Genomic DNA, 23832 nt, shown 5'->3' with positions numbered 1-23832 from the left:
GTAATAAATCTTCTTTTTTTGCTACTAATTAACTGTTTTATTACCTTTTGTTATGTCCGCCGAAGCGGACCCCAACTTCTTTCCTCAAAAGCTTGCATGCAATGAACAGACTGGAAGTTAAACATCTCAAAAAATATTATACCTCGCAAAAAGCGGTGGATGATATCAGTTTCACCCTGGCGCCCGGGAGCATCTTTGGTTTACTGGGGCCCAACGGTGCAGGTAAAACCACGCTCATTAGAATGATCACTGGTATCCTGTTCCCCGATGCCGGAGAGATCATCTTCAACGGCCAGCCTTTTAACCCCGACAGGGATATTGCCTATATAGGCTATATGCCCGAAGAAAAAGGCCTGTACAAAAAAATGAAGATCGGCGATCAGGCAATGTATCTGGCGCAATTAAAAGGCCTTAGCAAGGCTACCGCCATGGAACGGGTGAAACACTGGTTTGTAAAATTTGAAATGGAAAGCTGGTGGAACCGGAAGGTAGAAGACCTTAGCAAGGGTATGCAACAAAAACTGCAGTTCGTTACCACAGTATTGAACGATCCCAAACTCATTATCCTCGATGAACCGTTCAGCGGTCTTGACCCGGTGAACTCCAACCTTATTAAGGATGAAATTTATCAACTGGCGAAGAACGGCAGCAGCATAATTTTCAGTACCCACCGCATGGAACAGGTAGAAGAAATTTGCGACCACATCATACTCGTAAACAAGGGGCAAAAAATACTCGACGGATCGGTAACTGCCGTAAAACAACAATTCAAGGAAAATATTTACGCTATTGGCCTTGAGCAAAACCCCTCCCCTATTAATTCGCCGGTGTTTGAGGTTATCAATAACAAGCCGCATCAACTCTTATTGAAGATCAATGAGGGCTACAAACCAAATGATGTACTGCTTTATTTTCTGCAACAACAGGCAGCCATTCAATCGTTTCATGAAATATTGCCTTCCCTGAGCGAGATCTTCATCAAGCTGGTAGAAGGTACTCCGCTTACGCGGCAATTTCAAACTGTAACTGCATAATACGCATTACCATGAACAAGATCTTACTCGTAATACAACGCGAATACCTGGTAAGGGTTAAAAAGAAATCCTTTCTGTATACAACTATCGGGGTCCCTCTCATTATCATCATTTTTTATGCTTCCATCATTGCCATTGGCATGAGCGGCGGGCATGAAAAAAATAAAATAGCGGTGATCGATGAAGCCAACCTGTTGAACAACGGTATGGAAAAAGCCAAAGACGATGGCGCCGAATATGTGTTCATTACCGGCCAATCACCCGATTCGTTGAAGGTGAGTTATAAAGGCAAGGGGTACGATTTCTTTTTATACATTCCGCCCTTTGATGTTACCCAAAATACCACCCATATTCAATTATACAGCCAGTCGCCGGTAGCACTTAATCAGAAAAACAAAATAGAAAAAGCGATCGATAATGCCATAGAATTGAGAAGACTGCAATCGGTTAATATTTCCCGTGAACAGTACCGTTCCATTAAATCGGACGTTTCTATTGAAAATAAAATTGTAAATGGCAGGGAAGAAAAGAAAAGTGTGGCCGGCGTTGCATCGGGCGTGGCATTTGTCTGCGGGATGCTTATTTACATCATTATGCTCATTTATGGCACCATGGTCATGCGCGGGGTAATGGAAGAAAAGATCAACCGCATTGCCGAAGTGATGGTGAGCTCGGTAAAACCTTTTCAATTGATGATGGGCAAGATCATTGGCATTGGCGCCGTAGGGCTTACCCAGTTCGCTATCTGGATCGTGCTGATCGTTGGCCTGCAATTCCTGTTGCCCATCTTTATTCCTTCATTTGACCCCGCCTCAATACCGCATGCCGGACAAATGCCCGGCGGCACGCCAGAAAGTGTTAGTATGCTCGCCACCATGCGCACCGGCTTGCATTCTGTTCCCTGGGGACTGATCATTTTCTGTTTTATCTTTTACTTCATTGGCGGATATATGTTATATGCGTCCCTGTTTGCCGCCATTGGAAGCTGTGTGAGTGAAGATCAGAACGAAGCACAGTCAATGGTATTCCCTGTTATGATGCCGATTGTGCTGGGCTTTGTGATCATGACAAAAGCCATTGCGGAACCTAATAGTCCGCTCGCGATCTTTGGCAGCATCTTTCCGCTTACATCGCCTGTGGTGATGATGGGCCGTATCATGTATAATGTGCCCGTGAGTCAATTGATCATTTCCATGTTATTGCTGGTGCTGGGCTTTTTGTTCTTCGCCTGGCTAACCGCTAAAATTTACCGTACGGGTATATTGATGTATGGGAAGAAAGTATCGTGGAAGGAAATGATACGATGGGCAATAAGGAAATCATGAAACGCCAATGCTTTACTTCATCGCCATAGTAACACCCGATGCCATCAACCAGCAGGTACTGGAGTGGAAACATTATATGCGGGAACAGTTTCACTGTAAAGTGGCATTGAAGTCGCCGGCGCATATTACCCTTATTCCCCCATTTACAATGGCTGAAACGGCGCAACCCGAAATACAGGCATTGCTGGAACCGTTTGCCGCCAGCCAGCAACGCTTTTCCATCGGGCTAAAAAATTTTGCCGCGTTCAAACCCAGGGTCATTTATGCCGATGTGTTACCCAACCCGGCGTTGAGCGCCTTGCAAACCAGCCTCGAAGCTACCCTGCTGCAAAACGGACGCTTTCCCGTTAAAAAAGAAGACCGCCCCTTTCACCCGCATATTACCATTGCCAACCGCGATCTGCAAAAAGAAGATTTTGCCCCGGCCTGGCAACACTTTCAACAAATTTCCTATAAAGGATCTTTTACCGCCGAAGCCATTTCCCTGCTAAAACATAATGAGCACAGGTGGGAAATAGCCACCTCCTTCCCCTTCGGTTACTAACGTTAAAAAAACCTTTCATTAAAAAAAGCTTCCTCCCGGATGCAACAATTTACGAAAAGCATCGTATTTTTATACGAAGAGTGTCGTAAATACTCATTTTAAATATAACACCCATGAATTTACAACAACCATTTACCCGCTGGGGTTCCCTGGCCATTTTATCATTGACGGCCGTTATTACCCTGCTGGCCTTTACCGGCGGCCCTGCACAACACCCGGCCATTGCTAACCAGGATACCATACCTCAAAAAAGAAACAAGGTAACCCGTGAAGAAACCAATGACCGTGACCTGGATAAGGAATTACGGCAACTCGACAAAGCCCAGGAAAAGCTGGAAGAAATGAAGGATAAGGACTGGGAGGAAATTCAACGTAAGGTAGAAGAATCGATGCGCAAGATAGATGCTGAAAAAATACAGCAACAGGTAGATAATGCCATGCGCAACATTGATTATGAAAAGATCAACCGCCAGATCCAGGAATCCCTTAAGAAGATCGACTTCGACAAAATACAACGGGATATTGACCAGTCGCTGGCCGAAGTAAAAAAGATAGATAAAGAAGAGATCAAACAGGAAATAGAAAAAGCAAGGAAACAGGTGCAGGAAGCCATGGATAAAGAAGACTGGAAAGAAGAAATGAAACAGGCACAACAATATAGCCGCGAAGAAGTAAGAAAAGAACTGGAAAATGCTAAAAAAGAATTAGCAAAGGTAAAAGAGGAATTGAAAGACCAGAAGCTGGACATGAAGAAAGAACTGGAAAAAGCCAGATTCGAGATCGATAAAGCTAAGGCTGAATTAAAGGACTATCAGGAAATGATATACGATATGGAGAAAGCCGGTTTGCTAAACACCAAAGAAGATTACACGATCGAGTACAGATCGGGCGATCTTTTTATCAATGATAAAAAACAACCGCAGGAGGTAACCGATAAATACAAAAAGAACTTCCGTAAAAAGAATATAGCCATAAAAAAACACGATGGGAAGATAAACATCGACCATCATGAATGATCGGATACACATTTAGACTAGTGATTTTCTCATAAGCGTCCCGGCTCTCCGGGATGCTTTTACGTGAATGGTCAATGGTGAATGGTGAATAGGCTGCTCAACTTTGAGGTTCGCGATTATTTTTGGATCCCTGACGGTCGGGCTTTATTGACCATTGATCATTCACCACTGACGAAATAAAAAAGACCACCTCAACTGAAGTGGTCCTTTTTTATTAGTAACTTTTTTATGCTTTCAGTCATCCCTCCATCATCCGAAGGAAAGGATGAAATACATCGCTTTCATCTTCAACAACAATGTTGGTCATATCGAAGGCCATTTTCAGGGAAACGCCTTCCTTGATAATAATGCCTTCACGACGGGTGGTTTTATACCCTTTCTTTTCCAGAATGATGATCACCTCGCCTACCGGCATTTGGGGAACTTTGAAGTTTCCTGCTGCATCGGTAGTGAATTCTTTCTTCTCCTGACCTTTTGAAGTGGAAATTGAAATAGTTACACCCTGAACAGGCTTTTTGGTGGCAGCATCCGATACACATCCCTGTAATACCGGCTCCGTCGATTTACGATTACCGTTATCGCCGTTAGCTTTGGTTAACAGGGAAAGAGGCAACAACGCTGCGAGTAACAGGTAAGTTTTTTTACCTCTCATAAAAATTAGTGTTTAAAAGGTTGGCAAACCAAACATCAGCCGCCACATGTTTTCAAACGGGACCAATCGTAAAGACACAACATACGGACATAATGTTGCATACCTCGCATGAAGGTACTCAAAATATAAGGAATTACCCAGTTAAGTCAACATTTGACCTGGAAATATTTACTCACGATTCGCCCAGATCTATCTCGGTATTATCACCAATATTCAGGCTCCGGCTTTCACCTTTTACTTCGGTATCGCTACCAATGAGAGAATTTGTTAATACAATATCGTAGAGGTCTGCAAATGAACCAATAATAGAATCCTTTATAATTGAATAATTGATGGTGGTCTTTTCGCCAATGGTAACGTTGGGACCAACGATGGAGTTCTTGATATCACAACCTTCGGCCACGCTAACCGGGGGAATGATAATGGTATTTTCAAAATTGTGATCGGGGCTAATTACACCGCCAAACTTTTTTAGCAAAGTAGCGTTCGACTCCAACAGGGTATCTTTTTTGCCGCAATCGAACCAGTTCTGCACCTTGAATGGCTGGAACCGGGCTCCATGCTGTATCATGCATTCAAGTGCATCTGTTATGCTGAACTCACCCCGTACCATTATCTGGTTGCGGATATTACTTTCCAGACAGTTGAACAGGAAAGGCGTTTCTTTAATGCGATAGATGCCCACCAGCGCCATGTTCGATTTGGGGATCTGCGGCTTTTCAACCACCCGGGTAATATAGCCGTCTTCACCCAGCTCAACCACACCAAAATCGCGGGGATCATCAACGCGTTTTACGCCCAATGCCGAGCAGGGCATATCGAGCAATTCCTTTACATCGTACTCGCAAATGGTATCGCCCAGTACAATGAATATTTCATCGTCACCAACAATGTCGCGGGTAAGTTGTATGGCATGGCCAATGCCGTGGCGTTCGCTCTGGGTTACAAACCATGCTTTCAGCTCGGGGTATTTCTCTTTAACATAGTCCTGGATCTTATCGCCCAGATAGCCAACGATAAATACAAATTCATTTATGCCCGCTTCGCGCAGCTGGTCAACAATGATACTAAGGATAGTTTTGCCGGCCAGGGGTATAAGTGCCTTAGGTTGCGTATACGTATGCGGGCGCAGCTTTGTGCCTGCTCCAGCTACGGGAATGATTGCTTTCATTTGAAAAATATTTGTTTTCCATCCATCCGCCAGCTGGCGGATCAAATACCCAGGCATATTAACTTTCTGCAACTTTCTTATCAAGCTCACCAGGCCTGGTTATTTCCTGAAAAACAAGTGTTTTGTTTTTTTCAAAGCCGTGAAAATAGTAAAAAATATTTTACCAGCGTTTGTTAGTCCTAAAAGTAACAGCAATCAAATGTGTCAAAATGGGTAATTGAGTCATCTCCGGCTTCTGTTCATTTGACTTACTGACTAATTTGACCTTTTTGACTCTTTGACCTATTTTTGCGCCATGCAAAAAGATACGCTTGTTTTTGACCTTCTTAAAAAGGAACTGGAACGTCAAAGAAATGGAATAGAACTCATTGCTTCTGAAAATTTTACTTCCTACCAGGTAATGCAGGCCATGGGCACTGTACCTACCAATAAATATGCGGAAGGCTATCCCGGCAAACGCTATTATGGTGGTTGTGAAGTGGTGGATGAAATTGAAACACTGGCCATCGACCGCCTGAAAAAGGTGTTCAATGCCAGCTGGGCCAATGTGCAACCCCATGCAGGCGCTCAGGCGAACGTTGCTGTATTTCTTGCCTGCTTAAAACCGGGCGACAAGATCCTGGGGCTCGATCTGAGCATGGGCGGTCACCTTACCCATGGCAGTCCCGCCAACTTCAGCGGTAAAAACTACCAGGCTTTGTCGTATGGCGTTAATAAAGAAACCGGTTTGGTAGATTACGACCAGCTGGAGGCCATTGCTAAAAAAGAAAAACCCAAAATGATCATCTGTGGCGCCTCTGCCTACAGCCGCGACTGGGATTATAAACGCATCAGGGCCGTTGCCGATTCAATTGGCGCCCTGGTTATGGCCGATATAGCCCACCCCGCCGGTTTAATTGCTAAAGGTTTGCTCAACGATCCGTTTGATCATTGTCATATAGTTACTTCTACCACCCATAAAACACTGCGCGGGCCCCGCGGCGGTATCATCATGCTGCGTCATGATTTTGATAACCCCATGGGCATAAAAGACCCGAAAGGGAACATTCGCCCCATGAGCGCCCTGCTCGACCTGGCCGTTTTCCCCGGTATGCAGGGTGGGCCACTGGAGCATGTGATCGCTGCCAAAGCCGTTGCTTTTGGTGAAATACTCACCGATGAGTTCAAGACCTATGGCGAGCAGATCATCAAAAATGCCCAGGCCATGGCTGCTTCTTTTGTTAAACGCGGGTACAACCTCATCAGCAATGGTACCGATAACCACCTTATGCTCATTGACCTGCGCAACAAGAACCTCACTGGTAAAAAAGCGCAGGAAACCCTCGATAAAGCACACATTACGCTCAATAAGAATGCAGTGCCTTTCGATGATAAAAGTCCGTTCGTTACCAGCGGTATCCGCGTAGGTGTGCCTGCCATCACTACCAGGGGCATGAATGAAGCGCATATGGAAACCGTGGTAAGCATGATCGATAAAATATTAATGGACACTGATAATGAAGCAACCATTACTGCTGTAAAGCACGATGTACATGCCTTCATGAAACAGTTCCCATTGTATCCTGAATTAGGATAGGTCAATGGTGAATGGTCAATGGTGAATAGTCCCCGACAGTGCAGCTTCTAAATAATAGCGAAGCTCAAAATTGAGAGGTCCACTCACCATTGACCATTGACCATTCACGATTTCAATATTCACCATTCACCTTTGACCATTCACCATTATGATCCAACGTCTACAATCAATTTGGTTACTGCTGGCGGCCGCCGCTGCTTTTTGCAGTTTGCAGTTCTCTTTTTTCAGCGGCAATATGATCGGTGAAAATCAGGCCAAATCATTTGTATCACTAACGGCGCAAAGCAATTTGCTGCTGTTGATCTTATCGGCCGGTGTAGGCATTGCGTCCCTCATTGCTATCTTCTTATACAAGAACAGAAAGATGCAATTACGCATCGTTTTACTAACCCTGTTAGTATCCATCATTAACCTGGTGCTGTTCTTTACGCAAACGCAAAAGTTTGTACCCGGCGAAGGCAAGTATGATCTTACCGCCGTGTTCGCCATCTTCATTCCGGTGTTGTTATTGTTTGCAATAAGAGGGATCAGAAGAGACGAGAAATTAGTGAAGAGCCTTGATAGATTGCGTTAATTATTTTCCCAGCTCCAACTCATACGCCACATATTTCTTTCCATCCTTTAACTGGGTAGTGGTCACTTTTACTCTTATGGTAAAGGTGCCATTACTATATAAGGTATGCTGGGCTTCTTTGAAATCATATTTCGCTGTTGACTTATAGTTATTGGCCAACAGCCAGGAGGCTATCTCCTGGTATTCATCTTTACTATAGGTACGGTAAGTGATCAACCGGCTTTGCAGGTCCTTTACCCGGGCATCCATAAACACCAAAGAACGCGCTGCCGCTCTGCCATCTTCCTGTTTATCGAACCAGGAATACTGGTACATAGAGCTGGTTGAATCAACATCTTTTTGCATTAATATATACCCATCCTTTTTCAGCGTGGTATCAATTCGTTTAGGCGTCCAGTCGAGCATATTGATAAGTTGGGGTACGGCTACCTGTTGGGAGAAGGTATTCATCCCGATGATTATCAACAAAAAAGAAATTAAAAATTTATACATTCCTTCTGCTATAATTTTTGCAAAGTAAGGATTCCAAATGCATTCATTGTGTTAAAAGACAGCCGGCTTTACGGTAAAAGTTCGGTTAAGCCATTTCGTAAAACCCCCAACGCTCTCGTTATCACAATTTAATCTCGCAAATGATTTTGAAATCTAAATTTTATCATTACTTTTGGCTTCGTATCCCATCCCGTAGAAAATAGCATTAATACGTACGAAACCAATAGTTGGTTCAATCCCCTGACGTAGTAGCAGCCATATTCCAATATCATTCGAATTTCCTACCTGTTGCATTTTCCCTGTTTGAAACATTTTGTTTTACTGTTATTGTATTAATTGTATAATCCGAATCCTGAAAATCCCACCGGTTTAGGTATTTGATTACTCCCAAACTGATCCACTCCTTCTAAAGCCCAGGCGATCCCGTTATCGTAGATCGCTAACCGTTACTCGCATGTTTTTCAAACAGCGAAAAGGCAATGTATTTTATTTCTGAACCTAATAAATGTATGTATGAAAAAGTTTTACCTCTTAATCATGGCATTGGTATGCTATGCAACTACAATCTTTGCACAACCCCTTAACGGTGACTGTCCGGGCACTTTAAGTATGCAGGCTTATCAAATCAGCATTACTCCCCCATTTTATAAATTGTGGATCACCGGTGGTCCTACGCTGGCCAGCACAGGCTCTCATCCGCCAGCCTCTGTATCATTAGTAGCCGCCAATGGTGCTGCTATTCCTCAGTATACCAGCAGTGGTACTACGAATATCAGTTATATGCAGGACAATGGCAGTGCTATCATTAATTACGATGGCACCTATATTGATTATGTTGAAATAAACTATTGGGTTGGTGGCTTATTGAAATCGTGCCATTACAGACCAGGTGCACCCGCTCCCCTCCCTATCAAATTATCAGCTTTAAACGGCCGTTTGAATACAGAGACAGATGCTACCATTACCTGGACTTCTTCCCTGGAAGAAAACAGCTTCAAATATGAAATACAAAGAAGTGCCGATGGTAAAACTTTCATTACCGTAGGTACCATTAAGGCTGTCGGAAATTCACTCGATGAAGTTAAATACAGCTTTAATGATCAACTGCCAGGTGCAGGTGCTTATTTCTATCGTTTGAACATGGTTGATGTCGATGGCCACGCTGAATTGTCGAAAGTGGTATACGTAAACAGCAAAAAAGGCGCTGGCATCGTTACTAAAATTTTCCCGAATCCTTTCAACAGTGAAGTACAGCTGATCGGTGCTACTTCTGGCGACCTGAATACCCCTGGCGCTATTAAAGTGTTCAATATGAGTGGTCAAATGGTCAACTTCAAAGTGGTTGGCGCTAATGCTATCTCTATTGATCCTACAGCTCCCAAGGGCATGTATTTCCTGAAATTCAGGAATAATAACAGCGAACAAACCTTCAAGCTGGTTAAAAACTAATTGGCGCCCTTTGGCACCTTTCAGGGTGTGATGAGTAGTAGAACAGGGAGTCATTACACACCCATTATCAGATAAAATTTTAATGTTACCATTGAGTAGCATTAATCCATGAAAAAAACCCGTTCGCCGGCTGGCGAACGGGTTTTTTGTTATTAATATTGTAGTATTATGGAAGGGTTCTTTTTTGTCTTCCTGCTGTTTGAGCTACTATGGTTTTTTACCTTTTTAGCAGGGACTTACCTGTTACTTAAGGTGATATACCTTATTACAAAAGCCAGTCTTCTGAAGAACCGGGCTTTTAAAATTATTATTTCAATCTTTGTTGCCATTTCAGCGGCGATTGCATTTAATGACAAACACTGGTACTTTAACGATCTTCAATTGCCTTTGTTACTATGCCTGGTTTTTACTACCACTATCTTCTTTGTAAAACCAAAGGTTCCAAAACAAGGGTAAGCCATTCAACTCAAAGAAACTTACCCGTATAACTTTCCTTCACCTTCTTCAACCCTTCAGGCACACCGGCATATACTACCTGGCCGCCCCCATCACCTGCTTCGGGTCCCAGGTCAATGATGTAGTCGGCGCTTTTTATAACATCGGTATTGTGTTCTATCACCAGAATGGAATGCCCCTGCTCAATCAACGCATTGAAAGAAGCCAGCAGTTTCTTAATATCATGAAAATGCAAACCGGTGGTGGGTTCATCAAAGATGAACAGGATATGCCCCTGTGCGCGCCCTTTACCCAGGAAGGAAGCCAGCTTTACGCGTTGCGCTTCTCCGCCCGACAGGGTATCGGATGACTGCCCCAGCTTTACATAACCCAGGCCTACATCGCTCAGGGGTTTTATTTTATTGATAATGTCTTTTTCATCTTTAAAGAAATCCAGGGCTTCATCAACGCTCATCGCCAGCACTTCGTACACGTTCTTTTCTTTATAGGTCACTTCCAGCACTTCTTCCTTGAACTTTTTACCACCGCATACTTCGCAGGTAAGGTGTACATCGGCCAGGAACTGCATTTCAACGATCTGTTCGCCCTCCCCTTTACAGGTATCGCATCGGCCACCATCAACATTAAACGAGAAATGTTTGGGTTGAAATCCGCGGATCTTGCTCAATGGTTGTTTGGCGTACAGGTCACGCACTTCGTCCCAGGCCTTTATGTAGGTTACCGGGTTGCTGCGCGATGATTTGCCGATCGGGTTCTGATCAACCATTTCTATCTGCGAAATATAATCGATATCGCCGGTGATGGCTTTATGCAAACCAGTTTTATCAACCGGTTCTCCCTTCAGCTTTTTAAGCGCGGGGTACAGTATCTGTTTTACCAGGGTTGTTTTACCACTGCCGCTCACCCCGCTTACCACGCATAACAGGTTCAGCGGAAAAGTTACGTCAATGCCTTTCAGGTTGTTTTGCCGGGCCCCTTCCACACTTACCGACCGGTTCCATTTACGCACGATGCGGGGCACTTCAATTTTCAGATCGCCACGCAGGTATTTGCCCGTAAGGCTTTTATCGTTTTTGATAATGGTATCATAATCACCCTGGGCTACCACTTCGCCACCCAGGTGCGAAGCCAGCGGCCCCATGTCGATGATATAATCGGCTTCGCGCATCATCATTTCATCGTGTTCAACAACGACAACCGTATTGCCAAGGTCGCGCAATTCTTTTAATACGCGTATCAGCCGTTCGGTATCGCGTGAGTGCAAACCGATTGACGGCTCATCCAGAATATATAAAGAATTGGTGAGGTTGCTGCCCAGTGAGCGGGTAAGCTGTATACGCTGGCTTTCGCCGCCACTTAATGAATTGGCCAGCCGGTTAAGCGTAAGATAACCCAGTCCCACATCGAGCAGGGTCTTTAACCGGTGGTGAATTTCAATTAAAATGCGTTTGCCCACCTGTTTATCGTAATCGCTCAACTGCAGCGAAGCAAACCAAAGGGTTAGGTCATTTACCGGCATTTCGCACAGTTCGCCAATATGCCTGTTGCCTACTTTTACATACAAGGCCTCCTTACGCAGGCGGTAACCATTGCAGTCAGGACATTGGGTTCTACCCCGGTACCGCGACAACAGTACACGATACTGCACTTTATACAGGTTCTGCTCAACTTCTTTAAAAAAGTCGTTGATGCCGTTCACGAATTCATTGCCTTCCCACAAAATGCGGTATTGCTGTTTGGTAAGGTCAATAATGGGCTTATGAACGGGGAAATCGAACTTGCGGGCGCCACGGATGAACTGATCTTTCCACAGGCCCAGCTTTTCGCCCTTCCAGGGAGCAACACCGCCATCATATACACTTAACCGTTTATCGGGAATAACGAGGTCTTCATCAATACCCAGCACCTGGCTAAAGCCTTCGCAGGTAGGGCAGGCGCCAAACGGGTTATTAAAGGAGAAAAGATTGGGTACCGGTTCTTCAAACTGCATACCGTCGAGCTCGAACCGGTTGCTGAAATTCAATTTGGTGGAACCATTCACTTCCAACATCAATTCGCCTTCACCTTCATAAAAAGCGGTACCAATGGAGTCGGCCATACGGTGCCGGTCGTCTTCATCAAATTCTTTTACCACCAGCCGGTCAACCAGCACATAAACATCACCGGTGAGTTTGGGGCCCGAACCTTTTTCATTGGCCGCATCGATGAGCTCCTCTATGCGCAAAATTTCACCGTTATATAACCTGGAAAACCCTTTTTGCATCAGGATGTTCAGTTCTTCGAGCGGTTTGCGGTTCTTATGCTGTTTAAAGGGGATCAGGATAAGAACCTTATCGCCGGCCTTGCGGTTGGCGATGGCATCAATGACGTCGTTGACATCGTCTTTTTTTACTTCGCGGCCCGAAACGGGGGAGATGGTTTTACCGGTACGTGCGTATAACAATCGCAGGTAATCATAGATCTCCGTCATACTGCCCACGGTTGAGCGTGGGGTACGGGTGATCACTTTTTGCTCAATGGCGATGGCCGGACATAACCCCTTTATGTAATCCACATCGGGTTTTACCATCCGGGCCATAAACTGGCGCGCATAGGCGCTGAGGCTTTCTGCGTACCGGCGCTGCCCTTCGGCAAATAAGGTATCGATGGTGAGAGAAGATTTTCCCGACCCCGACACCCCGGTCACCACAATAAATTTATTTCGCGGTATTTCAACCGATATATCCTTTAAGTTATGAACCCTTGCTCCTTTTATATATATGTTATCAGGAGTTTTAGGCACAATGCTTGCTAATGTATTAGCCTTTGTAGATACTGCCATAATAGTAGATACAAATTTATTGTATAACAGGGCTTTTCGTAAATAGTTTCTTTAGCGGTTATTGGGTAAAAAAATCTAAAAATTGCTTAAAGTTTGCTTTTTTCGAAAAAGTCTCTATCTTTAGTTGGTAATTTGTACAACGAAAACGAAAACTAAACACACCGCCTATCGCACGGACACTTCTACTCAGAAAAACCATTCAAAAATAAAAATCCATTTTTAATTAATATCCTATCACCTTCAAAACCCGTAGAAGTTTATGAGTTCACTACGTAAAAAGACAGATCATGAGCTAATCCAGGACTTCCAGGATGGAGACTTGTATGCTCTTGAAACACTCATCCTCCGCCACAAGGAAAAGATGTACACATCAATTTTGTTTCTGGTAAAGGACAAATATCTCGCCGAAGATATTTTCCAGGATGTGCTTATCAAGATCATTGACACCATTCGTGGAGGCCGGTACACCGAGGAAGGTAAGTTTCTTCCGTGGGCAATGCGTATTGCTCACAACCTGTGTGTAGATCACTTCCGGAAAGTAAAACGTACCCCTGCTATCAAAACCAGCGACGACAGGGATATATTCGAAGTGATTAACTTCACAGAGGACGGTGCAGATCAAAAAATGATGAAGCGTCAGAGTTATGACCGCGTTCGTCAAATGCTTGATCTGTTACCAGATGATCAGCGCGAAGTGATCATTCTTCGTCATTATGCCGATCTGAGCTTTAAAGAGATCGCAGCTCTGACCAATTGCAGTATCAACACTGCATTAGGCAGAATGCGTTACGGCCTGATCAACCTGCGCAAAATGATGTTGCAAAAAAAGATCGCTTTGTAGTATTTTTACTTTGGGTACTCAGAAAAAATTTAACAGCATTTTCTGATTAGGGAACGGAACAAGCTGCTTAGATTTGAGATAACGATTTCGAGAAAGTAAAAAATATTGTCATTCTGGCCCTCCATCCGGGCCCATTTTCCTGAATTGCTTGCTTGCCGGAAGGCTGGAACAGAATGACGCCTAATTAAAAACCCGCTCGGGCCGAGTGGGTTTTTTCTTTTTAGGGGTTGGAACCGGGTTGGCTATGCGGTGCAGCCCTGGATCAAAGTCAGTGTTCAGTGAAAAGCCTACCGCCGGTAATAAAAGTTCTTTGGATTAAACGGGACGGCATTCCGATTTAATTATAAGTCCTTTTCGTTAAACGCAACAGACAAAAGGAATTGCGTTTCGATTTAATTAAACACCTTTTCCTTTTAACGGAATCGTGTTTCGATTTAATTAAAAGCGTTTTGCGTTAAACGAAATGGTCATTTGATTTAATTGAAAGTGCTTTCAGTTAAACGAAATGGTCTTCCGATTTAATTAAAAGTCCTTTGCGTTAATGGACGTTTCGTTTAAAGGAATTGGCTTTCTTTTTAATCAGAAAGAGTTTTCGATTGATGTGCAATAAGTTGATTTTCAGCAAATAAATTATTTTCCGCTGTAGTTAAATACAAAAATCACCCTTCAGGTACCTTTCACACAAACAGTTTTTTCCCATTTTTTGCGGCCCTACATTAAAACAACACATCCCGCCCCCAGCTGAAGCCAGGGGCGGGATGTGTTTTATTAAGAATCAGTCTATTTCAATGCCGTTTGGGCACCTTTTTTATACGCATCTATACCACATTCAAGCCACTGCGCAAAATCATTGGCCTTCGGCGTATAACCTTTTGTTTTGGTGAGTATTTTTTCATCGGGGCTAATAATTGCATACTGAGGTTGTGCTACCGCATCAAAGTTCTCCGACTGGAAAGTAGCCCACTTATCTCCTACCGTAATGATCTTTTTCTGAGCACCGGTTTTTGTGGTAAAGTCAACCTGCTGTGTAGCAGGCAACGCCCTTTTCTCATCCACATAAAGTGATACTATGATAAACTTATCCCTTATCAGTTCACTTACTTTTTCATTTGTCCATACATTCTCTTCCATTCGCCGGCAGTTCACACAAGCCCAGCCGGTAAAATCTATCAGCACCGGTTTATGCTCTTTTCTGGCACGCGCCAGCGCTTCTTCATAATCGTTGCGCAATGGTTCAATTGACTTACCCTTTTCACAATTCACAGGGTTACTATACATGCTATAGCAAAGTGGTGGCGGGAAACCACTGATAAGGCTCAAATTTGCATTATGCGTATTGGTAAGCCCCGGTATAAGATACAGGGTAGCTGCCGAAAAAATGACGATAAATGTAATTCTGGTTTTACTGAATTTCTTAACCGGACTATCATGCGGAAATTTGATCTTACCCAACAGGTACAGCACGATCAAAATGCCTATCACAACCCATATTCCAAAGAATACTTCTCTTTTTAAAAATCCCCATTGCTTTACCAGGTCGGCATTTGATAAAAATTTTACCGCCATGGCCAGTTCCAGAAAACCCAGCACTACTTTTACGCTGGTTAACCAGCCGCCCGATTTGGGTAATGATTTCAACCAGCTTGGAAACATGGCAAATAAAGCAAATGGCAGGGCCAATGCAAGGCCAAAGCCTGCCAGCCCTACTGTTAAAGGCCAGGCCCCTTCTCCTGCGACCCCAACCAATAAGGAACCGAGTATAGGACCTGTGCACGAAAATGAAACAATGGCTAATGTAAGGGCCATAAAAAAGATGCCACCCAAACTACTCATACCCGAACGCGAATCTATCTTATTGGCCAACCCGCTGGGCAATCCAATTTCAAAATATCCAAAGAAGGAAATGGCAAAGAACACAAAAATGAGAAAGAAGATTATGTTCAACCACATGTTAGTTGAAATATTATTGAGTACCTCGGGTTGAACACCATCGACCAAATGGAACGGTGTACTCAGCAATATATAAATCAGGAAAATAAATAAGCCGTATATAACAGCATTGCTAACGCCCTTCTTTTTATCCTCACTCTTTTTGGTAAAAAATGAAACAGTTAAAGGGATCAGCGGAAATACACAGGGAGTAAATAAAGCGATAAAACCACCCAGCATTCCCAGGAAGAATATACTAAGCATGCTTTTACCACCGGTATCTTCATCGCCACAGGCGTTAACCGGATTTTTCAGATCAAAAGATGTTACTTTGATCTTTGCTGTTGCGGCCACGCCTCCTTCGAGCGGTACAGAAAAAGCATATGCATTTAACGGATAGAATTCATCCCCCTTTCCATAAGTATAACGAAACGTACCTAATAAATTCGCAGGTACATCGCCGGCAAAAGTAACTGTTGCAGTAAATGATGCCTGGCCTTCATATATCTTAAAAGCCGCATTGTCAAAAACCGGGTTTTTGAAGGTTTTACTATCACCTGCTTCTTTAAAAGGCTTTGTTATTTGAATCGACGAATCTGCCAGTTCAAGCTCTACGGCAGGCACATCACTGATTACTTCATTGGGGCCATATAATTGCCATTTGCCGTTACCAACAGTAGCAAAAGTCAGTTCGTAAACTTTATCCTTAATTTTTTTACCGGATACTTCCCATTTATAAGCAGTTGAATCCTGGCCCTTAACCACAGTGGAGCTAATACAGAAAAGTGCTATCAGGCTCCATATAAAATGTTTCATAAAAGAGAATCCTGGTTTTATTTTAAAAAACAAACGAGTTCTTGCACCAAGAACCCGTTGTATCTATTATTAATTTACATGGCAATGTGTTAACCACCAACAGCAACAGAGAATGTTGTTTCAGCAGGCGGCAAACATTTTTCATCATTGCACACCATATATTCAACTTTACCGGCCAGGTTGGTTTTGGCACTGCCTTTCACCTTCACCGTTTGAATAAACTCAACCTTGTTTTCATAATAGCGTACTTCGCCACCCCATACTTCTTCATTCTTCTTGATCAGTTTTCCGTTTTCCTTTGGCGTTCCGTCCATTGCCAGCAGGGGATTCTTGGTAAATGTAAAGGAAGTAGGTATTGGTCCGTCTACTCCTACGTTCTGAGAATAAATATGCCAGTTACTATTTACAGTTGCAACGGCATGCACTTCATATGTTTTGTCGGCTACCTTCTTTGCCGAAAATGCCCATTTTACCTGGGTATTGGACTGTGCGAACGATACCACACTGATCATTGTTACCAAAAGGGAAAGCAGAGTTACCTTCATGTGTTTTTGTTTACTTATTAAAACAGTTTACCTGTCTCAAAAGTCTAAGAAATAATCTTAATAATTACCTAAAAATTGACCAACGCAGCTTTTTCTGTGACAGTGGCCTGCACGCCCATGATCAGCGATTGCAGCACCACGCGGCCATCGGTATTGCCCAATGAGTCAGATGTTGCCCTTTCAGGATGCGGCATCATTCCAAACACATTGCGTGTTTCATTACATATTCCCGCGATATTGCGAATGGCGCCATTCGGGTTCGATAATTGCGTGATCTCTCCATTCTCGTTGCAATAACGATATATGATCTGGTTGTTTGCTTCCAGTTTATTGAGTGTTGCTTCATCGGCATGATATCTTCCTTCACCATGCGCAATGGGTATTTTCAATGCTTTATCGCTTCCCACGCCTTTCAGGTATACGTTCTTGCAAATAAACTGCTGATTGGCATTGCGTAATAATACTCCGGGCAATAAATGCGATTCACACAGGATCTGAAAGCCATTACAAACCCCCAACACTTTACCACCCTTTTGGGCAAATTCAATCACACTTTGCATCATGGGGCTAAACCGGGCAATGGCGCCGCAACGCAGGTAATCGCCATAAGAAAAACCACCAGGCAATACGATACAGTCCTCAGTAGAAAACATACTGAGGTCCTTTTCTTTATGCCATAACATGATCACATCCTGATTGAGGTCATTTTGCAAGGCATCCTGCATATCGCGATCGCAATTGGAGCCGGGGAAAACTACAACACCAAATTTCATTAGCGGGTATTTATTATGAACCGCAAAGATAACACAGAAAAATGTGCTAATAAGCTATAAGATGAGCCACTGCCAGAAGAATTATTAATAAACTGATTATTAAACAATTAAAGCCAGTAATTCACATATATGGCATACCCAAAAACAATCCAGTGAATGATCATGGGCATCCGGCGTGAATTGATGTAAAAATACATGGCGGCATGAAAAGCCGTAATGGGTATTGAACAAAGCATCCAGCTTACAAAATTGCTGCCTCCATCGGCCAAAATGATGAGCATGGCCATAATGAGGTATAACAACAACAGGCTCCAGGCTTTGCGCACATGTATCATCATTTTATTGAGGTTGGCCTGCACATAATACCCCCCTATCATAAAGGGCACAACCAGTAAAATGATGCTGATAGTATGATATATTGAAGAAGGAATGGCGGGCAAACTGATACTGAACACCGGTTTTATTTTATTCCAGTCCCAACTGTTGCTGAGGTACAGCACCAGAGCCAGGAAATAATACGGCATGGTAATACCCAGTATATTGATGGCCCATTCGCGCAGGCGGAAAGGCCGCATCACAAACAGCGCCAGCAGTACCAGGGCCACAAAAACAATGGCCGGCCGGTATAATAACGTAACGATGCCTATTTGTACCCCGATACTGAAAATGGCAGGCCCCGGCTTTTGAATATTTGGCAGGGTGGTCATGCGGTAATAGATCCAGATCAGGAGGGTATTGGCCAACAGGGGCGCCGAAAAATAATTCCACTCAATAAAAAGCGAAGTGGTGAGCAAATGCGCCATGGCCGGCAGGTAATTGGGCCGTGGCAATAATTTCTGGTCATTACAAATGCGGTTGAACAACAGCGCCTGACCATATAATAGTAAAAATGAGATCAGCACATACAGTACTGGTGCTATATGCAGCGGCTTTAACACGCCAATGAGCCAATTGTATAGAAAATGATCTTCCGGTTGTTGTGCTGGACCGGCAGGGTTCAGAAAACGATTAAATTTTAGAATCAGACCATATACCAGCAATAACAAAATGTTACTGGAGGTCTTTTGCTTGAATATTCCTGTCACTCAAACAGTAATTTTAAAATTCCATTTTGGCGAAAGTAAGATAGTTTCTGTATTGACAGGGAACAATCATAGAGCCGGCACTTATCTGTTTACCGAGCCGGGGCATGAATTCAACCCCTCTTTCCAGATTTTTCAGCGTTGGGTGCCGGGTGATCTTTCCATCGGCCCCAATACTATGATCGTTCAGTAATAAGGTCCTGCGCTCGTATAAATTAAACAAAAAGTGCAACTCTCCACCGGTGATCATCAGGGAATGTGACACCAACGCATCCGTTTCATCATCGAACTGCGTTTTTGAGATCACATTGCTCCACTGCAAAGTTTCATCCTTATCGAATGAGAGCACCATAATATTCTCTGCATGGTACCGCGTTGCAGCAGACCCGCCATACCGGTTCCAGGGCGACCGCCAGGGACTATAGTAGGGCGACCAGTAACTATAATCGAGCGGCGACGACCAGGGATTGTTCCAATACAGATAATCCCATCTATTAAACGTTCCGCCCCGCGATGTAGTATACATTGATTCTGCGGTAAGTATATATCCCCCATCGCGTTTTATAATAACATCGCTGATAAAATAATCATTAAAGGCAATGCGCAGGTTGGCATCGGGGCCCTTGGCCTGTTTGCGCAGGTCATCATTAAATGCCAGCATGGTTTCCCTGAGCACCGAATCGGCCGCTTTATCCCATATCACGGTATACAGGCCTTCCACATTGCCGCGCTTTTGTTTGTAATACAATGCCGAAAACAAATAACGTTTGTTAGTATTATCGATCTTCACCTTTACTTCATCCAGCACCCGCTCGTCTTTGGGGTTCAGATCGCGCATATGGAACCTTTCCTCCCCTGCCTTCTTGGTGATCAGCTCCAGGTTACTGATGTAATCGCTCCCGTTCTTGCGCACGAATTTTCCAAACACCATATCGCCATCATTATCAACCAGGAAATCGGTAAAATAATCATTCCGCTCTTCCATGGCCATGTTCATATGATGTTTGTTCTGCAACTGAAGCTCGGCATTGAACAGCAGGGTGGTGAACAAAAAATTCTTGGGATTCTTATTATTGATCTTGAACACCATGATCTTTTGCTTGTCGTCGCTGTAAATGGTGCTGTATAATTTGTTACTGGCAGCCCAGCCAATACGGGTGGTATCGAGCTCAACAGGTTCTGTCATGCGTTTGGCATTGGCGTCGAGCTTCACCCCCATGCAATACACAATACTCCGGCGTTGGAACTGGTAGATCATCCAGACGTGATCGGCGTAAGGCACAAAATCAACGTTGATCCAGCGGTCGTCGAGGTAGTCGACCTTTACCCGGTCGAGCAACTTCATATCCGTATTGTAAACGCTGATGGCATTTTCGTTCCGGTTGTTTTTAAAAACGAGGATGTTGTTGCCTACTTTACCGATTATTTCAAAATCGGTACGGCGGCTATCTTCCCGTTCCGGTTCAGAATAGGTGATTCGCTGGGCGGTACTTACTGAAGAAAAAGCAATCAGCATCATCGCTGCCAGCAGCAATCGTTGCCTGATTTTTTTGCATGTTTTCATCATGGTGCTGCAGTGCATGTTATATGCCAAATTACTGATTGTTAGACGGCTGCCCAAACTTTCCATATAAATTTAAGCATTCATTTTTTATAGATTCAGAAGCAACCCAAAAGACACAAAATCCGTCGCCTTAATTATTTGGGCCTATAAAAGCATCGAGAATTAATTTTTTTACGTATACCTTTGTACCAGGCGCCCCGGATTAACCGGGGTGCTATTATTTTATTAAAAACCCTTTGATAACGGGATAAGCGACACTACCGTGGGCAAACAAATTAATAAAGTTACCGTTGCCACCTTACTCATTGCGTTAGGAATTATTTATGGCGATATTGGAACATCCCCATTGTACGTTCTAAACGCAATTACCAGCGGCCGGACAATAGATGAAAGATTAATCCTGGGCTCCTTGTCCTGCATTATCTGGACACTCACCCTGCAAACCACCCTTAAATATGTGGTACTTACCTTAAAGGCCGATAACCGCGGTGAGGGGGGTATTTTTTCGTTATACGCACTGGTTCGGCGGCAAAGAAGATGGTTGGTATTACCCGCCATGCTGGGGGGCGCAGCCCTGTTGGCCGATGGTATGATCACCCCGCCAATTTCGGTTACGTCGGCTATCGAAGGTTTACGTAACATCAAGGCGCTGGGAACCATTGAAGATTCAACCATTGTTTATATCGTAATAGCTATTTTAAGCGTCCTGTTCTTTCTGCAACAATTCGGAACGGCTTCTATTGGAAAAATGTTTGGTCCCATCATGTTCTGCTGGTTCTGTATGCTGGCCGTGCTGGGCGCCTCACACCTGTTAGATGACCTGCATATTTTCAGGGCCCTTAGCCCCTATTACGCGATTGACCTGTTGGCCAATTACCCCAAAGGTTTCTGGTTACTGGGCGCCGTATTTCTTTGTACAACGGGGGCCGAAGCCCTATACAGCGACCTGGGCCATTGCGGCCGGGAAAACATCCGGTACTCCTGGATCTTTGTTAAAATCTGCCTTGTTCTGAACTACCTGGGCCAGGGGGCGTTCCTGCTCGCCAAATTTTCGGGTCAAAAGATCACGCCGCAAATGATCCAGGTCGACGGGTTCAACCCATTTTATGCCATTATGCCGCACTGGTTTGTGATCCCCGGCATTATGATTGCCACCGCGGCGGCCATCATCGCCAGCCAGGCCCTCATCAGCGGGTCGTTTACGCTTATCAGTGAAGCCATGCGGCTGAACCTGTGGCCCAAGCTCAAGATCAATTACCCCACCGAAGAAAGAGGCCAGCTGTACATTCCCGGCATTAACATGCTGCTGTTCGTAGGTTGCGTGGGTATGGTACTATACTTTAAAAAATCTTCGAATATGGATGCGGCCTATGGTTTGGCCATCACCATCTGTATGATCGCCACCACCATTTTGTTCGCCAACTTCCTGGTTTCGCGCCGGGCCAAACCCGTGTGGATCTATCTGTTCCTGCTCGTTTACCTTACCATAGAACTGTCGTTCCTGTTCGCCAACCTCGAAAAATTCCCGCATGGTGGTTTTGTATCCCTGCTGGTAGGCGGCGCCCTGTTCTTTGTAATGTACATCTGGTACCGCAGCCGCAAGATCAAGAACCGGTATGTGGAATTTGTACGGCTCGAACATTATATTCCGCAGATCCAGGAATTGAGTAACGACAAAACCGTACCCAAGTACGCCACCCACCTGGTATACCTTACCAGCGCCAATAACCCCAAGGAAATTGAGCATAAGATCATTTATTCAATCCTGAATAAAAAGCCCAAACGGGCCGATATTTACTGGTTTGTACACGTTGACACCCTCGACGACCCCTACACCTGCGAGTATACGGTAGAACATATTATCCCCAACGATATCATTCGCGTTGAGTTCAGGTTAGGTTTCAGGATGGAACCGAAGATCAACCTCATGTTCCGTAAAGTAGTGGCCGACCTGGTAGCCAATAAAGAGGTGAATATTACCAGCCGGTACGAAAGCCTGGAGCGGAACAACGTAGTGGGCGACTTCCAGTTCATAGTAATGGAAAAATACCTGAGCCAGGACATCGAGCTCCCCTTCTTCGAAAAAATGATCATGCGGCTGTATTTCATGGTTAAAGAATACAGTTTGTCGGAAGAACGCGGATTTGGCCTCGACGTGAGCAACGTGACCATCGAAAAATTCCCGCTCATTGTTGCCCCGGTGCCCAATTTAAGCCTGAAAAGAGTTTACCACAGCGATGAAGAGGCTTTGTAGGCCAGGGTGTAAAGTTTAAGGTGCAAGGTGGCTGAGCAAATTGAAGTTCGCTACCTTTTTTTTATTATCTTAAACATTATACCTTAAGCTTCAAACGACTTGCCCATATTCGTTTACTATATTATCGGTAGCCTGCTACTGTTAACCATCATTGTTTACCTGGTACAGGACCGGTTTATTTTCAAGCCGGAAAAACTGCCGCCCGATTTTCAATTCCGGTACGATATCCCGTTCAATGAATTGTTTTTTGATATTTCGCCGGGCGTACGCATCAACGGACTGCATTTCTACCGAACCGATCCCAAGGGACTGATCCTGTATTTTCATGGCAATACCCGCAGCATAAAGGGCTGGGCTAAGTATGCGCGTGATTTTTACCGGTACGATTATGATGTGGTGCTGGTCGATTACCGCGGCTTTGGCAAAAGCACCGGCAAACGCAGCGAAAAAGACATGCTGAACGATATGCAGTTTGTTTATAATGTGCTCACCGGCAAGTACCCCGAACACCACATCATTGTATACGGACGCAGTATTGGCAGCGGGTTTGCGGCAAAAATTGCATCGGACAATAAACCCCGCTACCTGATCCTCGACTCGCCATATTATAATTTTCGCATAGTGGTGGAACGGTTCCTGCCCATACTCCCCATACGCTGGGTACTACGGTATCATTTGCGCACCGATAAATGGATACGCCATGTAAACTGCCATACCTATATCATTCATGGCACTAAAGACCGGTTGATACCATTAAGGCACAGCGAAAAGTTACAGCGCATCAATCCCCACAAGATCACCCTGATACGTATTGCAGGCGGTAGACATAATAACTTACCCACCTTTCCGGAATACCATAATTTTATCAGGGATATTCTTAAATACTGATTTCGAACTTAGCCCTATCTTGCACCCCTG

General features: G+C 44.2%; 19 protein-coding genes. 10 read left to right on the top strand and 9 right to left on the bottom strand.

What is annotated here, in order from left to right; all coding sequences use genetic code 11:
- The first annotated feature begins 101 nt into the window (after positions 1-101).
- From A3860_RS27105 to A3860_RS27090, 4 genes are all read left to right on the top strand, one after another.
- Positions 102-1034: an ABC transporter ATP-binding protein gene (locus A3860_RS27105; protein ID WP_081152236.1), complete on the top strand. Its 933-nt coding sequence runs from the start codon at positions 102-104 to the stop codon at positions 1032-1034.
- A gap of 11 nt (positions 1035-1045) precedes the next feature.
- Positions 1046-2359 (top strand): ABC transporter permease, encoded by a 1314-nt coding sequence (locus tag A3860_RS27100; RefSeq protein WP_081152235.1) that lies wholly within the window; start codon positions 1046-1048, stop codon positions 2357-2359.
- 7 nt (positions 2360-2366) lie between these two features.
- Complete coding sequence (thpR, locus tag A3860_RS27095) at positions 2367-2903, top strand: RNA 2',3'-cyclic phosphodiesterase (RefSeq protein ID WP_081152233.1); 537 nt, start codon at positions 2367-2369, stop codon at positions 2901-2903.
- A gap of 113 nt (positions 2904-3016) precedes the next feature.
- A complete protein-coding gene (locus A3860_RS27090; protein WP_081152232.1) occupies positions 3017-3919 on the top strand; it encodes a hypothetical protein in 903 nt (300 codons plus the stop codon).
- A gap of 238 nt (positions 3920-4157) precedes the next feature.
- On the opposite strand, the gene A3860_RS27085 is transcribed toward A3860_RS27090, so the two are convergent.
- Together A3860_RS27085 and A3860_RS27080 are read right to left on the bottom strand one after the other, a co-directional pair.
- Positions 4158-4571 carry a carboxypeptidase-like regulatory domain-containing protein gene (locus A3860_RS27085; protein WP_081152229.1) on the bottom strand — a complete coding sequence of 138 codons (414 nt, stop codon included), beginning with the start codon at positions 4569-4571 and terminating at the stop codon, positions 4158-4160.
- 172 nt (positions 4572-4743) lie between these two features.
- Positions 4744-5742, bottom strand: a complete 999-nt coding sequence (locus tag A3860_RS27080) for a sugar phosphate nucleotidyltransferase (RefSeq protein ID WP_081152343.1) — start codon at positions 5740-5742, stop codon at positions 4744-4746.
- 295 nt (positions 5743-6037) lie between these two features.
- On the opposite strand from A3860_RS27080, the gene A3860_RS27075 reads away from it, so the two are divergent.
- On the top strand, positions 6038-7318 hold the full coding sequence (locus A3860_RS27075) for a serine hydroxymethyltransferase (protein WP_173820259.1): 1281 nt from the start codon (positions 6038-6040) through the stop codon (positions 7316-7318).
- A gap of 148 nt (positions 7319-7466) precedes the next feature.
- Positions 7467-7892: a DUF4293 domain-containing protein gene (locus A3860_RS27070; RefSeq protein ID WP_081152224.1), complete on the top strand. Its 426-nt coding sequence runs from the start codon at positions 7467-7469 to the stop codon at positions 7890-7892.
- On the opposite strand, the gene A3860_RS27065 is transcribed toward A3860_RS27070, so the two are convergent.
- A complete protein-coding gene (locus tag A3860_RS27065; protein ID WP_081152221.1) occupies positions 7893-8384 on the bottom strand; it encodes a hypothetical protein in 492 nt (163 codons plus the stop codon).
- Positions 8385-8897: 513 nt separating this feature from the next.
- Here A3860_RS27065 and A3860_RS27060 point away from each other — a divergent pair.
- The gene (locus tag A3860_RS27060; protein WP_081152218.1) at positions 8898-9833 is read left to right on the top strand and encodes a T9SS type A sorting domain-containing protein; all 936 of its coding nucleotides are present in this window, start codon (positions 8898-8900) and stop codon (positions 9831-9833) included.
- 466 nt (positions 9834-10299) lie between these two features.
- Here the strand turns inward: A3860_RS27060 and uvrA are convergent, their stop codons facing one another.
- Complete coding sequence (gene uvrA / locus A3860_RS27050) at positions 10300-13110, bottom strand: excinuclease ABC subunit UvrA (RefSeq protein ID WP_081152212.1); 2811 nt, start codon at positions 13108-13110, stop codon at positions 10300-10302.
- 259 nt (positions 13111-13369) lie between these two features.
- Between uvrA and A3860_RS27045 the strand changes: the two genes are divergently transcribed.
- Positions 13370-13951 (top strand): RNA polymerase sigma factor, encoded by a 582-nt coding sequence (locus A3860_RS27045; RefSeq protein WP_014223477.1) that lies wholly within the window; start codon positions 13370-13372, stop codon positions 13949-13951.
- 780 nt (positions 13952-14731) lie between these two features.
- Here the strand turns inward: A3860_RS27045 and A3860_RS27040 are convergent.
- The 5 genes from A3860_RS27040 to A3860_RS27020 all read right to left on the bottom strand — a co-directional run bounded on the left by A3860_RS27040 (position 14732) and on the right by A3860_RS27020 (position 20663).
- Complete coding sequence (locus A3860_RS27040; RefSeq protein WP_081152209.1) at positions 14732-16696, bottom strand: protein-disulfide reductase DsbD family protein; 1965 nt, start codon at positions 16694-16696, stop codon at positions 14732-14734.
- Positions 16697-16785: 89 nt separating this feature from the next.
- The gene (locus tag A3860_RS27035) at positions 16786-17241 is read right to left on the bottom strand and encodes a protein-disulfide reductase DsbD domain-containing protein (protein ID WP_081152206.1); all 456 of its coding nucleotides are present in this window, start codon (positions 17239-17241) and stop codon (positions 16786-16788) included.
- Positions 17242-17309: 68 nt separating this feature from the next.
- Positions 17310-18014, bottom strand: coding sequence for a phosphoribosylformylglycinamidine synthase subunit PurQ (gene purQ / locus A3860_RS27030; protein ID WP_081152203.1), 705 nt, complete (start codon positions 18012-18014; stop codon positions 17310-17312).
- A 107-nt stretch (positions 18015-18121) separates the two neighbouring features.
- Positions 18122-19099, bottom strand: coding sequence for a hypothetical protein (locus A3860_RS27025; protein ID WP_081152200.1), 978 nt, complete (start codon positions 19097-19099; stop codon positions 18122-18124).
- A 13-nt stretch (positions 19100-19112) separates the two neighbouring features.
- On the bottom strand, positions 19113-20663 hold the full coding sequence (locus A3860_RS27020) for a hypothetical protein (protein ID WP_143774275.1): 1551 nt from the start codon (positions 20661-20663) through the stop codon (positions 19113-19115).
- A 259-nt stretch (positions 20664-20922) separates the two neighbouring features.
- On the opposite strand from A3860_RS27020, the gene A3860_RS27015 reads away from it, so the two are divergent.
- Both A3860_RS27015 and A3860_RS27010 read left to right on the top strand, forming a co-directional pair.
- Complete coding sequence (locus A3860_RS27015) at positions 20923-22914, top strand: KUP/HAK/KT family potassium transporter (protein ID WP_081152194.1); 1992 nt, start codon at positions 20923-20925, stop codon at positions 22912-22914.
- 99 nt (positions 22915-23013) lie between these two features.
- The gene (locus tag A3860_RS27010) at positions 23014-23802 is read left to right on the top strand and encodes an alpha/beta hydrolase (protein WP_081152191.1); all 789 of its coding nucleotides are present in this window, start codon (positions 23014-23016) and stop codon (positions 23800-23802) included.
- Positions 23803-23832 lie beyond the last annotated feature (30 nt).

This window comes from Niastella vici, from assembly GCF_002077945.1.
Taxonomy (GTDB): Bacteria; Bacteroidota; Bacteroidia; order Chitinophagales; family Chitinophagaceae; genus Niastella; species Niastella vici.
The sequence above is the reverse complement of the archived record's forward strand: the minus strand, read 5'-3'. Positions and strand labels throughout refer to the sequence as shown.